This is a genomic window from Curtobacterium sp. VKM Ac-2852 (genome assembly GCF_013205045.1).
GTDB classification, from domain to species: domain Bacteria; phylum Actinomycetota; class Actinomycetes; order Actinomycetales; family Microbacteriaceae; genus Curtobacterium; species Curtobacterium flaccumfaciens.
The window spans coordinates 237,071-249,509 of the sequence record NZ_JABMLI010000004.1 but is presented as its reverse complement, the minus strand read 5'-3'; the positions used below and the strand labels follow the sequence as shown (position 1 = coordinate 249,509).

At 69.8% G+C, this 12,439-nt stretch carries 14 protein-coding genes; 10 read left to right on the top strand and 4 right to left on the bottom strand.

Going from position 1 to position 12,439, the window contains the following annotated elements; translation table 11 throughout:
- Positions 1–15 precede the first annotated feature (15 nt).
- A complete protein-coding gene (locus HQQ79_RS16225) occupies positions 16–468 on the top strand; it encodes a thioesterase family protein (RefSeq protein ID WP_035807619.1) in 453 nt (150 codons plus the stop codon).
- Here HQQ79_RS16225 and HQQ79_RS16220 read toward each other — a convergent pair.
- Positions 455–1,318 (bottom strand): acyl-CoA thioesterase II, encoded by an 864-nt coding sequence (locus HQQ79_RS16220; RefSeq protein WP_083404324.1) that lies wholly within the window; start codon positions 1,316–1,318, stop codon positions 455–457. The two genes, HQQ79_RS16225 and HQQ79_RS16220, sit on opposite strands and share 14 nt — an antisense overlap.
- Before the next feature lie 67 nt (positions 1,319–1,385).
- On the opposite strand from HQQ79_RS16220, the gene HQQ79_RS16215 reads away from it, so the two are divergent.
- Both HQQ79_RS16215 and HQQ79_RS16210 read left to right on the top strand, forming a co-directional pair.
- Positions 1,386–2,111 carry a hypothetical protein gene (locus HQQ79_RS16215; RefSeq protein ID WP_331279956.1) on the top strand — a complete coding sequence of 242 codons (726 nt, stop codon included), beginning with the start codon at positions 1,386–1,388 and terminating at the stop codon, positions 2,109–2,111.
- A gap of 67 nt (positions 2,112–2,178) precedes the next feature.
- Positions 2,179–3,021, top strand: a complete 843-nt coding sequence (locus HQQ79_RS16210; protein ID WP_173035652.1) for an NAD(P)H-binding protein — start codon at positions 2,179–2,181, stop codon at positions 3,019–3,021.
- A gap of 141 nt (positions 3,022–3,162) precedes the next feature.
- On the opposite strand, the gene HQQ79_RS16205 is transcribed toward HQQ79_RS16210, so the two are convergent.
- The 3 genes from HQQ79_RS16205 to pepN form a co-directional block, all read right to left on the bottom strand.
- Positions 3,163–3,624 carry a globin gene (locus HQQ79_RS16205; protein ID WP_250899132.1) on the bottom strand — a complete coding sequence of 154 codons (462 nt, stop codon included), beginning with the start codon at positions 3,622–3,624 and terminating at the stop codon, positions 3,163–3,165.
- A gap of 56 nt (positions 3,625–3,680) precedes the next feature.
- Entirely contained in the window at positions 3,681–4,748 is a 1,068-nt protein-coding gene (locus HQQ79_RS16200) for a mechanosensitive ion channel family protein (protein WP_173035650.1), read from the bottom strand.
- A 75-nt stretch (positions 4,749–4,823) separates the two neighbouring features.
- Positions 4,824–7,403 (bottom strand): aminopeptidase N, encoded by a 2,580-nt coding sequence (gene pepN, locus HQQ79_RS16195; RefSeq protein WP_173035648.1) that lies wholly within the window; start codon positions 7,401–7,403, stop codon positions 4,824–4,826.
- A 120-nt stretch (positions 7,404–7,523) separates the two neighbouring features.
- Here pepN and HQQ79_RS16190 point away from each other — a divergent pair, with 120 nt between their 5' ends.
- The 7 genes from HQQ79_RS16190 (at position 7,524) to HQQ79_RS16160 (ending at position 12,423) form a co-directional block, all read left to right on the top strand.
- Positions 7,524–8,177 carry a DsbA family protein gene (locus tag HQQ79_RS16190; RefSeq protein ID WP_259577230.1) on the top strand — a complete coding sequence of 218 codons (654 nt, stop codon included), beginning with the start codon at positions 7,524–7,526 and terminating at the stop codon, positions 8,175–8,177.
- An 80-nt stretch (positions 8,178–8,257) separates the two neighbouring features.
- Entirely contained in the window at positions 8,258–8,581 is a 324-nt protein-coding gene (locus HQQ79_RS16185) for a hypothetical protein (RefSeq protein ID WP_173035647.1), read from the top strand.
- Complete coding sequence (locus HQQ79_RS16180; protein ID WP_173035645.1) at positions 8,578–9,780, top strand: hypothetical protein; 1,203 nt, start codon at positions 8,578–8,580, stop codon at positions 9,778–9,780. The genes HQQ79_RS16185 and HQQ79_RS16180 overlap by 4 nt, the downstream gene beginning before the upstream one ends.
- Positions 9,777–10,232, top strand: a complete 456-nt coding sequence (locus HQQ79_RS16175) for a hypothetical protein (protein WP_173035643.1) — start codon at positions 9,777–9,779, stop codon at positions 10,230–10,232. The genes HQQ79_RS16180 and HQQ79_RS16175 overlap by 4 nt, the downstream gene beginning before the upstream one ends.
- A gap of 106 nt (positions 10,233–10,338) precedes the next feature.
- On the top strand, positions 10,339–10,797 hold the full coding sequence (locus tag HQQ79_RS16170; protein ID WP_173035641.1) for a hypothetical protein: 459 nt from the start codon (positions 10,339–10,341) through the stop codon (positions 10,795–10,797).
- Between the two features lie 125 nt (positions 10,798–10,922).
- Positions 10,923–11,381, top strand: coding sequence for a hypothetical protein (locus HQQ79_RS16165; RefSeq protein ID WP_111057871.1), 459 nt, complete (start codon positions 10,923–10,925; stop codon positions 11,379–11,381).
- The gene (locus tag HQQ79_RS16160; protein WP_173035639.1) at positions 11,374–12,423 is read left to right on the top strand and encodes a hypothetical protein; all 1,050 of its coding nucleotides are present in this window, start codon (positions 11,374–11,376) and stop codon (positions 12,421–12,423) included. Before HQQ79_RS16165 ends, HQQ79_RS16160 begins: the two co-directional genes overlap by 8 nt.
- The last annotated feature ends 16 nt before the right edge of the window (positions 12,424–12,439 follow it).

Here is a 12,439-nt window from a genome sequence, read left to right as displayed (position 1 = left end):
CACGCTCCCATCCGCATGCGGTGGAGCGACATCGACGCCTACGGCCACGTCAACAACTCCGCGATGCTGCGCCTGCTCGAAGAAGCGCGCATCGTGGGGTTCTGGGGTGCAGACCCGGGTGAGGACCCGGACGGCGACCTGCCCGAGCCGATCATCGACGGTCGGCCCGGTTCGGGCACCATGACGGTGATCGCCGGTCAGCGCCTCGAGTACCTGGAGTCCATCCCGTACCTCCGTCAGCCGCTCGACATCCAGATGTGGATCGGGCGGCTCGGGGGTGCGAGCATCGACGTCTCGTACGAGGTCTGGTCGCCGGCGGGGCAGCACCCGGCTGTCCTGTACACCCGGGCGACGACGGCGCTCGTGATGGTCGACGCGGCGACGAACCGTCCGCGTCGGCTGACCGACACCGAGCGTGCCGCGTGCGAGCGCTACCTCGAGGAACCGGTGCAGTTCAGCCGGCCGTAGGCACCCGCATCATGCCCTCCTGGGCGACGGTGGCCAGAAGCTTGCCGTCACGGGAGAACATCCGGCCGAACGCGAGTCCCCGGCCGCCCTGCGCGCTCGGGGACTCCTGCGTGTACAGGATCCACTCGTCGGCGCGACCGTCGCGGTGCCACCACATGGCGTGGTCGAGGCTCGCGCTCTTGACCCCCGGGGTGCCCCAGGCGACGCCGTGCCGCCGCATGATCGGCTCGAGGATCGACAGGTCGCTCGCGTACCCGAGCACCGCACGGTGGAGCGCCGGGTCCTCCGGCAGGTCGCCCTGCACCCGGAACCAGACCGCCTGGTGCGGCACGTGCTCGCCCTGCACGTCGACGAACACCGGTCCCTCGACGTGTCGCAGGTCGATGGACCGCGCGGCCCAGGCGCGTGCGACCGGGTGGTCGATCGCGGACAGGATCGACGCGGCCGACGGCAGGGACTCCGGGTCCGGGGTGTCCACCGGGTACGGGTCCTGGTGCTCGATGCCGGTGTCCGGCACCTGGAACGACGCGATCATCGAGAAGATCGGGACACCCCGCTGGTAGGCCTGCACGCGACGGGCCGCGAACGACCGGCCGTCGTGGATGCGCTCGACGCCGAAGGTGATCGGCACGTCGATGTCGCCGGGCCGCAGGAAGTAGCCGTGCATCGAGTGGACGTCGCGTCCCTCGATCGTGCGCTGCGCGGCGACGATGCACTGCGCCAGGACCTGGCCGCCGAACACCCGTCCGCCGGGGGACCAGTGGCTGGCACCGGTCAGGATCGTCTCGCCCGTGCTCGCGCCGGTGTCCTCGAGTCGCAGGGTCCGCAGGAAGTCGGGTTCGCCGTTCACGCTGTGCAGTCTACGAACGGCTGCCCGCCGCCGTCGCAGGTCGTCGTGCCCAGGCTGCGCGGCGCCGATGGCCGGTAGGATCGAGGACGACATGGGCAACTCGTTCACGCTTCCCGACGCCGCCTCACTCGGTGACCTCCGCACGTACCTCGGACGTGCCGCTCGGATCGAGGACGGCTCGGTCCGGCTCATCGCCGACTCCGGCGTCCTGGCCGTCTACACGGCGATCCTCTACCCGCTCGGGCTGCTCGACGAACTGCCGACGGTGCTCGGGCTCCGCACGTTCTCGCTCACCGAGCCCGCGTCGATCGACACCGTGGTCCCGCTGCAGTCGCTCCTCGAGCGCCTCCGCCTGCTGGCCGAGGCGCAGGACGCCGAACACGCCGAGGGTGCCGACCCGACGCGGGCCACCCCGATCGAGGTCGAGCTGCCGCACGAGGTGCACACCGTGACGTGGGCGGCCATCTCCCCGCCCCGTGGTGGATGGGTCCCGCTGCCGGACGTCTCCCCGGAACTCCTCCGCCGGGCCACCCGCGACGGCATCGCCGAGGTCGCCGACGCGGTGCCGTCCAACTCGGGCGAGGCCATCGTCCGGCGGATCCGTGCCGAGGTCTGGGGCCGACCGGTCCCGGGCGTCGAACACCTGCCCGCCGGTGCGGGCTTCGCAGGCGAGAGCCTCGGGTTCCTCGGGCACGACCCGGTCCGCCTGTTCGAGACGGGTCCGTGGAGCCGACTCACGACCTCGCGCGGCCACGTGCTCGTGAAACGCCGCGCCTGGACCCTGACCTCCTAGCGACGACGACGCCGACGCCGCCGACGGCTACGGCGACGCCGCCCGGCCGCCGTGGTTGGCTGGCCGCATGCACGTCTTCCTCACCGGCGCGTCCGGCTACATCGGCTCCTCCGTCCTCCGCTCCCTCGTGGCCCACGGCGACGAGGTCACCGCGCTCGTCCGGTCCGACGAGAAGGCCCAGCACGTCCGTGACGCCGGTGGCCGGGCCCTGGTCGGCGACGTCACCGACACCGACGTCGTCGAACGGCTGCTGCACGAGAACGACGGTGTGGTCCACACGGCATCGTCGCCCGGCGTCGACCCGGTCTTCATCCGCACCGCGATCGGCGCGCTGGCCGGCACCCCGAAGCCGTTCGTGCACACCGGTGGGATCTTCACCTTCGGCGACTCGACGGACATCTCCGAGCAGTCGCCGATCGACCCGCCGGCGTTGACCGCCTGGCGCGGACCGAACGAGGCCCTGCTGCGGGCGAGCGACGTGCGGAGCACCATCGTCGCCCCCGGCATCGTGTACGGGCGCGGCGCCGGCATCCCGGCGATGTTCGTCAGCGACGGCGAGCAGCCGGTGCGGCTGGTGGGCGACGGCTCCCAGCGGTGGACGACGGTGCACGTCGACGACCTCGGCGAGCTCTACGTCCTCGCGCTGCACCGCGGCGAGCCCGACGGGTACATCGTCGCCGCGACCGGGGACAACCCGACCGTCCGTCAGGTCGCCGAAGCCGGGGCCCACGGTGCACCGGTCGTCGCCGAGAGCGCCGACGCGAGCCGGGATCGGCTCGGACAGAACTACGCCGACGCCCTGCTGCTGCACCAGGAGGCGTCCGGCGCACACGCCCGGTCGGCCTTCGGCTGGCGTCCGTCGCGGCCGTCCCTGGTCGAGGACCTCACCTCCGGCTCGTACGTGCGCTGAGACGCGCTGTCCGAAGACGACGGCGTCCCGCGGGCACGAGAACGCGGGGACCGGCGGACGGGAGGCCCGTGGCGGCGCCGCCACGGGCCTCCCGTCCGCCACGGGCGGTGTCCACCGCGCCGGCGTCGCGCCGGGCGCGCTTCAGTCGAAGGTGTTCGTCATCGCGTGGGCGGCGCGGTCGAGGTAGCCCCAGAGCTCGGCTTCGTCGAGGGGCGCGAGCTCGAGCGACTCGACCGCGTCGTGCATGTGGTGGAGCCAGCGTTCCCGGGCCTCGGAGGTGATCCGGAACGGGTTGTGCCGCATCCGCAGGCGGGGGTGCCCGCGCTGTTCGCTGTAGGTGCCCGGGCCGCCCCAGTACTGCTGGAGGAAGGCGGAGAGGCGCCAGATCGCACCCTCGAGGTCGTCGGCCGGGTACATCGGCCAGATGACCTCGTCCTGCTGCACGCCTTCGTAGAAGCGCCGGACGAGCCGGTCGAAGGTGGGGGCACCGCCGATCCGCTCGTACAGCGACCCCGTGGCCGAAGCGCCGTGCTCGCCGACGCGCAGGGTGATCGGCTGCGCCGGGACGCCGACCGAGCCTGGCATGCCGGGGGAGCCGGGCATGCCGAGCGAGCCGCGCGCTCCGGGCCCGCCCGTGCCGCTCGGGGGTGTGGGGTCGGTCATCGGGGGGCCTTCCCGCTGTCGGGGTCATCCGTGCGGATCGGCTGCCCGAGGATGTTGCGCTTGGTCCGCCGGGGCTTCGTGGGCGCCGGCGTCGGCTGGGTCCGGACGGTGCGCAAGCCGTTGATCGAGGTGGCGTTCTCCCAGCCCTCGGGCATGATCATCGCCATCGCGGGCAGGGTGATGCCGAGTTCGTCGACGGCGTGCTTCAGGCGGGTGCGGAGCTCCCGGCCGACGACGTCGAGCTCGGACGCGCGGGTCTTCACGACCAGGCGGAAGACCATGCCAGCATCGGTGATCGACTGCAGCCCCCAGATCTCGGGCTTCTCGACGATCCGCTGCCGCCAGCGGGACTCCTGCGACATCGTGACGGCGGCCTTGAGCAGGGCGTCCTGCACGGCATCGATGTCGGTGTCGTAGGGCACGGTGATGTCGACGAGCACGCGCGACCAGCCCTGCGACAGGTTGCCGACGCGCAGGATCTGGCCGTTCGGCACGAACCACAGGATCCCGTTCACGTCGCGGATCTGCATGACGCGCAGCCCGACGTTCTCGACGACGCCCGTGGCCTGACCGGTGTCGACGACGTCACCGACGCCGGCCTGGTCCTCGAGGATCATGAAGACGCCGGACAGCAGGTCCTTGACGATCGACTGGGCGCCGACGGCGAGACCCGCTGCGACGAGCGATGCCCCGCCGACGATGCCGACTGCGGCATTCGGGATCGCGACCGGGATGATGATCGCCAGCGCGATGACGACGACGATGACCGTCGCCAGGTTCTCGAGCACACTGCCCAGTGTCCGGGTCCGCTGCACGACCCGGGCGGTCTGCACGGGTGAGGCGATGAGCGCCTGGGTGTCCTCAGCGCCCTGGCGCTTCTTGACGCCGTTCACGACCCGGTCGACGACCTGCTTGATCACCCGGCGCAGGAACAGACGCACCAGGATCGCCCCGAGGATCGTGAGGACGATCGTGATCGGGATGTACCACGCGTCGACGAACTGGGTGAAGGTGTTGGACGCCCACTTCGGGACGTCGGTGGTGTCTGCTGCAGCCAAGTTCATATCCGGTCGATGCTAAGCGGCGGGGCCTCGGCGTCCCTGGAGGAACACCAAGACCCCGCCGGATCAGAGCAGGGGTCAGGCGTCGGCGGCCTGGACCCGGAGCGCGCGCTCGGTGCCCGCGAGGCTCTCGGACACGATGCGGCGCAGCGCCGGCGTCTCCGGGTGCTCCTCGAGCCACGCGGCGGCGGCGTCCCGGAGCTCGGCCGACGCGAGCGGCGCCGGGTAGAGGCCCGAGACGATGGTGTCCGCCATGTGGTAGCTGCGCTCGGCCCAGATGCGCGTGAGCACCTCGAAGTACTTCGGTACGAGGCCCTCGAGCAGCACCGGGCTGTTCACGTGCTGGAACCCGACCGTGGTCTGGCGCACGATGGCGTTCGGCAGCTCGGACGAGTCGACCAGCGACGAGAACGCCGCCAGCTTGCCCTCGGCCGTGGGGATCGTCGCCCGGGCGCGGGCCGCGGCCTGCTCGCCCGACGCGGTCTTGTCCGCGGCGAGCTCGGCGTCGATCTCGGCGTTGTCCGCAGCACCCGCGAGCACGAGGCCCTCGAGCAGCTCCCAGCGCAGGTCCGTGTCGATCTCGAGGCCCTGGAGCGTGACCGATCCGTCGCGGAGACCCTGCAGGGTCGCGACGTGCTCGGGCGTGGACGGGATCTGCGCGAAGAACTTCACGAACTGGAACTGCGCGTCCGAGCCGGCCTCGGCCGAGGACGCGAGCTGCCAGAGCGTGTCGCCGACGGTGCGGACCGTGGCCTCGACCGAGCCCGGTGCCACGTAGTTGCGTGCGGTGAGCAGCAGCTGCGAGAGCGTCGTGCGGATGGTCGTCGACTCGGTCTCGGTCGCGATGTTGCCCAGCACGAGGCGGACGTAGTCGCTGGCCGGGGACTCGGCGTCGCGCGTGGCGTCCCACACGGAACCCCAGACGATCGAGCGGGCGAGCGGGTTCGCGATCGACGCGAGGTGCTCGATCGCGGTGCGCCGGGAGTGCTCGTCGAGACGGATCTTGGCGTAGGCCAGGTCGTCGTCGTTCAGCAGCACGAGGTCGCCGCGCTGGACGCCGACGAGCTCGGGCACCTCGGTGCGGGCACCGTCGACGTCGATCTCGACGCGGTGGACCCGCTCGAGCTTGCCGCCGGCGGAGGCCGTGTCGGCGCCGAACGGCGCGGACTCGTCGTTCCGGAAGGCGTACACGCCGATCGCCAGACGGTGCGGGCGCAGCGTCGGGTAGTCGGCGGGGGCTTCCTGCAGGACGGTGAACGACGTGATGACGCCGGACTCGTCGGTCTCGATCTCGGGACGCAGGGTGTTGACGCCCGCGGTCTCGAGCCAGAGCTTCGACCACTCGGTCAGCTCACGGCCGCTCGTCGCCTCGAGCTCGACGAGCAGGTCGCGGAGCTCGGTGTTTGAGTGGTGGTGCTTCTTGAAGTACGCGGAGACACCCGCGAAGAACGCGTCGATGCCGACCCAGGCGACGAGCTGCTTGAGGACCGAGCCGCCCTTCGCGTAGGTGATGCCGTCGAAGTTGACCTGGACGTCTTCGAGGTCGTTGATCGTCGCGACGATCGGGTGCGTCGAGGGGAGCTGGTCCTGGCGGTAGGCCCAGGACTTCTCCATCGCCTGGAACGTGGTCCAGGCCTCGGTCCACTCGGTGGCCTCGGCCGTGGCGATCGTGGAGGCCCACTCGGCGAAGGACTCGTTGAGCCACAGGTCGTTCCACCACTTCATGGTGACCAGGTCGCCGAACCACATGTGGGCGAGCTCGTGCAGGATCGTGACGACCCGGCGCTCCTTGATGGCGTCGGTGACCTTCGACCGGAACACGTAGGTCTCGGTGAAGGTGACCGCGCCGGCGTTCTCCATCGCACCGGCGTTGAACTCCGGCACGAACAGCTGGTCGTACTTGTCGAAGGGGTAGGCGACGTCGAACTTCTCCTCGAAGTACGCGAAGCCCTTCTTCGTGATGTCGAACACGTACTCGGGGTCGAGGTACGAGGCGAGCGACTTGCGCGCGAACACACCGAGCGGGATCGTCCGGCCGTCGCGGCTGGTCAGCTCGTCGCGCACGACCTCGTACGGGCCGGCGACGAGCGCGGTGATGTAGCTCGAGATGCGCGCGGTGGGCGGGAAGGCCCACGTCGCGACGTCGCCGTCGACGTGCGGCTCCGGAGTCGGGGAGTTCGAGACGACCTGCCACCGCGACGGCGCCGTCACGGTGAAGGAGAACTCGGCCTTCAGGTCGGGCTGCTCGAACACCGCGAACATGCGGCGGGAGTCGGGGACCTCGAACTGGGAGTACAGGTACACCTCGTCGTCCACCGGGTCGACGAAGCGGTGCAGGCCTTCACCGGTGTTCGTGTACAGCGCGTCGCTGACGACCACGAGCTCGTTCTGCTCCTGCAGGTCGTCGAGCTGGATGCGCACGCCGTCGTTCACCGCGGCGACGTCGAGCGCCGTGCCGTTCAGCGTGATCGAGTGCACGGTCTTCGTGATGGCGTCGATGAAGGTCGATGCGCCGGCGGTGGCGGTGAAGCGCACCCGCGTGGTGCTGCCGAAGCTGTCGGCACCGCGGGTCAGGTCGAGCTCGACGTCGTACGTCTGCACGGCGACGACGGCCGCGCGCTCCTGGGCTTCGATTCGGGTGAGGTTCTCTCCGGGCACGCAACGCTCCATCTTCGCTGGGGACGCGGACGATCGGTGTCCGCGTACGGGGCCCCGGACGGCGTCGTGCGCCGGCGGGACGATGGGCTCCAGCCTAGCGACGCCGCGTACGCTCGGATCGTGACCGAGACGACTGTGGACAACCCGACCGACCCCACCACCGAGCGCACCGCCGTGGAGTTCTGGTTCGACCCGAACTGCCCCTGGGCCTGGATGACGAGCCGCTGGGTGGGTGAGGTCGCCGAGCACCGCGACCTCGACGTGACGTGGAAGGTGATGAGCCTGTTCGTCCTCAACGAGGACCAGGACGTGCCGGACAGCTACAAGGAGCGCCTGCACGCCGGCCAGGTCTACCCGCGCATCGTCACGGCGGCGAAGCTCCGGCTCGGACAGGACGTCGTCAAGCCGCTCTACGACGCCCTCGGCGAGCACATCCACCACCGCCAGGAGTCCGACCCCGAGCAGGTCGTCCCCGCCGTGCTCGCGGAGCTCGGCCTGGACGCCGACCTGCTCGAGTACGCCTGGACCGACGAGGTCGACGCCGCCGTGCGCGCCAGCCACCAGGACGGCATCGACCGTGTCGGACAGGACGTCGGCACGCCGGTCATCGCCGTCGAGGGCACCGCGTTCTTCGGACCGGTCATCTCCCCGGCCCCCAAGGGCCAGGAGGCGCTCGACCTGTGGGACGGCGTCGTCGCCGTCGCGAAGGTCCCCGCGTTCTTCGAGCTCAAGCGCTCGCGCACCGTCGGCCCGATCTTCGACACCACGGACTGACGGACTGGAGGCGCGGCGCGGGCTGGCACCGCGCCTCCAGTCCCTGCTACGGTCACTTCCGGCCGGTGAAGTATCAGGGGATGGGGATCCACATGGGGGAGTCGTACCGCGTCGACCGCGCGGCGTCCGCGAGGACCGTGGCGAACGTGCGCACGGCGGCATCCGGCGTGAGCCGACGTGCGGGCGAGGTCACGCGAGCGCTCGACGCGCTCGCCGAAGCGGCGAGCGGATCGCCGGAGATCGCAGCGGCGCTGGGGTCGTTCGCGTCGGGGCGCACCGAGACAGCGTCGAGGATCGGCACGCACCTCCAGGCGGTCAGCGCGGTTGGGACGATCGCGCTCGCCGCCGTCGACGAAGCGGACGGTCAGATGGCGAGCACCGCCGATCACGCGGTGCAGGGATGAGCGGCGTGGTCTCGGCGGCGTCGCTCGACGAGATACGTTTCGACATGGGTGCCGTACTGGCCGCCGCCGATGACCTCCGACATGCCTCCGGCGATGTGCGGAGCGCCGCATCGGACGGAGAGCACTCCTGGTCCACCATGCCGGCGGTGTTCGAGATGGCCGGCGTCAGCACAGCGATGCCCGCCATGACCCACCGGTCGACCGCCGTCGCGACCGAGCTCGCCGAGAGCGCCGAGCGCCTGCACGAAGTCGTCGATCGGGCATCCTTCGACTTCGCCGAGCTCCAGACGCGACGAGCCGCACTGATCGAGCGGATCGCGTCGTTCGCCGGCGGGCTCCACGCCGCGGTCGAACGTCACGACGCCGCGTTGCCCGAGCCGCCGGACTCGAGCACGTCGTGGGACAAGATCCCCGGCCTCGCTGCCGAGGACGCGACGCTCCGGGCAGCGGTCTCGGACTGGAACGAACAGTGGCGAGACTGGCAGCGGCGACTCGCTTCGCAGATCCGTGCCATCACCGGCGGTGACTCGACCGCCGGCCTCGCCGGGGATGAGACCGACGTGCGCACCGCGAGCCTCGTGGCGCCGATGCCGCTTCCGGGCTTCCCCTCCGCACCCTTCCAGTTCCCGTGGCCGTGGCTCGGCGCTGCTGGTGGGACCGCTGCCGGTACCGGCAGCGCCGTCGGCGGACTGTCGGCGCTCGGGCTGCTGGGCATCCTGTTCGGCCTCAGCGGGGACACGAAGCAGCAGACCCCGGCCGATGCCATGCGGCAGCGTATGGCGCAGGCGGACCAGGACGCGTGGGCCTGGACGCACGATCCGCTCACGGGCAAGCCCCGCGAGGTCGCGGGTGGCGCCGGGATCATGACGGACGTGGTCGGGCCGATGACCGGCGCGGAAGCCATCAAACACGCGCGGAAGTACGGCCGGGTGCCGAAGAAGAAACCTGTAGGCGAGGTTGACACCCCGGAGGAACTCGTCGACATCTGGAAGGAGCTCACCCGTGGGGGCAGACCCATGGACGGCGGAGCTCCTGATTCGACCTCGGTTGAACTCCCTGACGGCTCTCGGGTGCAGTGGCGTCCAGACAGTCAGTCAGGCGGACCCACCATCGAGATCAACGCCGGTGGGAAGAGCAAGTACAAGATCCACCTGCCCAAGGGATCTCCACGACACGACCTACCGGAGGAACACCGTTGAACGAGCTGACATACCAACTACTCGCTGATGTGTCCGATGAGGTCGGCTCGGAACTGTACGGGTGGCACATCGGTATCGCCGAGAGGACGCACGAGGCGGAGGAGATCGTGCAGGGTCGAGTCCTCGGTTACCTCCGGGACCTGCTCCAAGCGGACTTGGTCGGCCTCGGGTCGATCGAAGCCGACGCCGCGGGCAGAGGCGTGTGGTCGAACTGGAGCGGTGACGTCGCTGAGCTCGTTGAACGGGCAGCGGCGCGATACGGGCGCTCCGACACGGTGTGGAACCTCTTGGTGACGGGAACGCCACACGGGGTGGCCATGTTCGAGGCGGAGGAAGCGCGACGAGAGGCCGCTGGGCAAGATCCTTGGGCGCATGTCGACGACCACTTCGGAGGGATCTGGGACGCGGACGGCAACGTGATCGAGGAGCACGGGGACGAGATCGTTTTCTGACACTGGCCTCGAGTACGTCCCCTTCCCTGCTGAGGAAGTCCGTGCAATGCCGCACGGCTCCATGTCCTGACCTGCCCGACGACGCGATGCCGGAAGGATGATGTTGATGAACGAGTTCACCTCCTTCTGCCTGGCGTCCGTTCAGGACGGGACCGGCGAGAACCTCTGGGCGTGGACCGGCAACATCGAGAAGCGACGCCATCGGCCTTTGAACGAGACTCGTGAGTGGCTCCTCGACGTACTCGCCCGCTTGCTCGAGCGTGATCTCGTGTGTGTCGGCGACTACCAGGAGAACGGTGGTGGGCGTGCCGACTGGGAGACGTGGACCGGGAGCGTCGAAGCCGTCGTCGACAGAGTCGCGTCGATCTACATGGTCGATCTCGCTCCTGACGAGGTGCAGTACTGGGCCTGCTACCTGATGCGGACGGACACCGGTGCGCAGCTGTACGAACGAGAGCGATCGCGGCGCGAGCTCGCGGGTGAGGACACTGTCCCGCGACTTCGTTCGGTCTGGGACGAGGACGGCAACGTGATCGAAGAACACGGCGATGAGATCGTTGTCTGACGCCGGACTTGAGTACGTTGCCCTGTTTGCAGAGGAAGTCCGTGCGCTCCCGGACGGCTCCATCGCGGCGATGCAGGAGCCACTGCCCTGCTACTGCCCGATGACGCAAAACCAGAGGGATTCGAATGAACGAACTGACCTACTACGTCCTTGCGACGACCTACAACGGAACGGGCGAGAACCTCTGGGGCTGGGCATCGACGTTCGAGATCGAACGACATCGTCCCCGCGAGGAGACGCGCGAATGGGTACTCGACAACCTTCGACGTCTCCTCGCCGAGGGACTCGTGTCCGTCGGCACGTACGAGCCGGACGGGCCCGGACGTGCCGGCTGGGACGAGTGGCAGGGCACGCCTGACGAGATCGTCGAACGAGTAGCTGCTGTCTACACGCTCGAGCCGGGCGACGTCGAGGTCCCGTTCTGGGATTGCTACATCATGGACACGCCGAAGGGAGATGCCCTGTTCGAAGCCGAGCGTGCCCGACGGATCGCCGCCGGTCTGGACCCCTTCGCACGGGATGACGGCATCTGGGACGAGGACGGCAACGTCATCGAAGAACACGGAGACGAGATCGTTGTCTGACGCCGGCCTCGAGTACGTCCCCTTCCCCGCAGAGGAAGTCCGCTCCATGCCGGACGGCTCCGTCGCCGCGATGCGTGAACCCCTCCCCGGGCACGAGGCGTACATCGACGTCGTCCCGCCCGCTGACGCCGAGGACCCGCGCGTGCAGCGACGGAGCGTCCGCCACGATGACGGTCTCGCACCGAGCGCCGAACCATCGCCGCGGACGCCTGAGGAACAGCTGCTCCTCGAGCTGACGGAGTTCAATCGGAACGGCTGCGCGACCGACCTCCGCGCGCTGCACCGCATGGTGCGAACCGACCACGAACCCGACGCCACCCGAGCCCGGGCGATGGCGCTTCGGTCCGTCGAGATCGGCCTCCGCCGGGGTCTCCTGACGAGCGGGATGTTCGTCCGTGCCGGTTCGGAGCTTGCGTTCGTCGAACCCGAGCGGAGAGTCGCGGAGCGGATCGCGACCGTTCGGGACCGCTACGTCGGTGCACCCCAGGCCGGCGAGTCCGACGGTGACCTCGCGAACTCGGTCTGGCTGATGAACACGACGGACGGCGAGCGGTACGCGCGGACCCACAGCGCCGACCAGGCCAGGGACGACCGGGCGAGCGATGCTGGGCCGGCGACGACCCCGAGCGTGCCCGCGGTCGTCGTGCGGTCCTCGAGCGACGAGTGGGGCGACAAGAACCACGAGCTGCTCGCGGACAACGTCTTCGAGGAACTCCGCAACGGCTGGCTCTCGTGGGACAAGGGCATCGGCGACGATGCACTCAAGAACCTCGCGTGGGGGATCGCCGCTGAGATCGTGTACGCCTTCGACGTGAAGTGGTCGCCGGACTGGGTCGCCAAGGGTCATCCACACCGTTGGCACGACGAGGCCGGCTGGCACGCGCGGTGCAACGACTGCCTCGACGAGAGCCCGGCCGAATCCGACGAAGCGGTCGCGTACGCATGGTTCGCCGATCACCGTCCGATCGCGCACGGTGACACCGCGCCGCCGTTCCGACCGTCACCGCCGCCGCTCGAGATCCCGATGCCCGGCGAAGGGTGATCGGCGCGGGGTGATC

Bases quoted from the DNA above. Each gene is read 5' to 3' on its own strand.
- HQQ79_RS16225 (WP_035807619.1), top strand. From the start codon at position 16: ATGCGGTGGAGCGACATCGACGCCTACGGCCACGTCAACAACTCCGCG.
- HQQ79_RS16215 (WP_331279956.1), top strand. From the start codon at position 1,386: ATGGCCGGTAGGATCGAGGACGACATGGGCAACTCGTTCACGCTTCCC.
- HQQ79_RS16210 (WP_173035652.1), top strand. From the start codon at position 2,179: ATGCACGTCTTCCTCACCGGCGCGTCCGGCTACATCGGCTCCTCCGTC.
- HQQ79_RS16205 (WP_250899132.1), bottom strand. From the start codon at position 3,624: ATGCCCGGCTCCCCCGGCATGCCAGGCTCGGTCGGCGTCCCGGCGCAG.
- HQQ79_RS16200 (WP_173035650.1), bottom strand. From the start codon at position 4,748: ATGAACTTGGCTGCAGCAGACACCACCGACGTCCCGAAGTGGGCGTCC.
- HQQ79_RS16185 (WP_173035647.1), top strand. From the start codon at position 8,258: ATGGGGATCCACATGGGGGAGTCGTACCGCGTCGACCGCGCGGCGTCC.
- HQQ79_RS16180 (WP_173035645.1), top strand. From the start codon at position 8,578: ATGAGCGGCGTGGTCTCGGCGGCGTCGCTCGACGAGATACGTTTCGAC.
- HQQ79_RS16170 (WP_173035641.1), top strand. From the start codon at position 10,339: ATGAACGAGTTCACCTCCTTCTGCCTGGCGTCCGTTCAGGACGGGACC.
- HQQ79_RS16165 (WP_111057871.1), top strand. From the start codon at position 10,923: ATGAACGAACTGACCTACTACGTCCTTGCGACGACCTACAACGGAACG.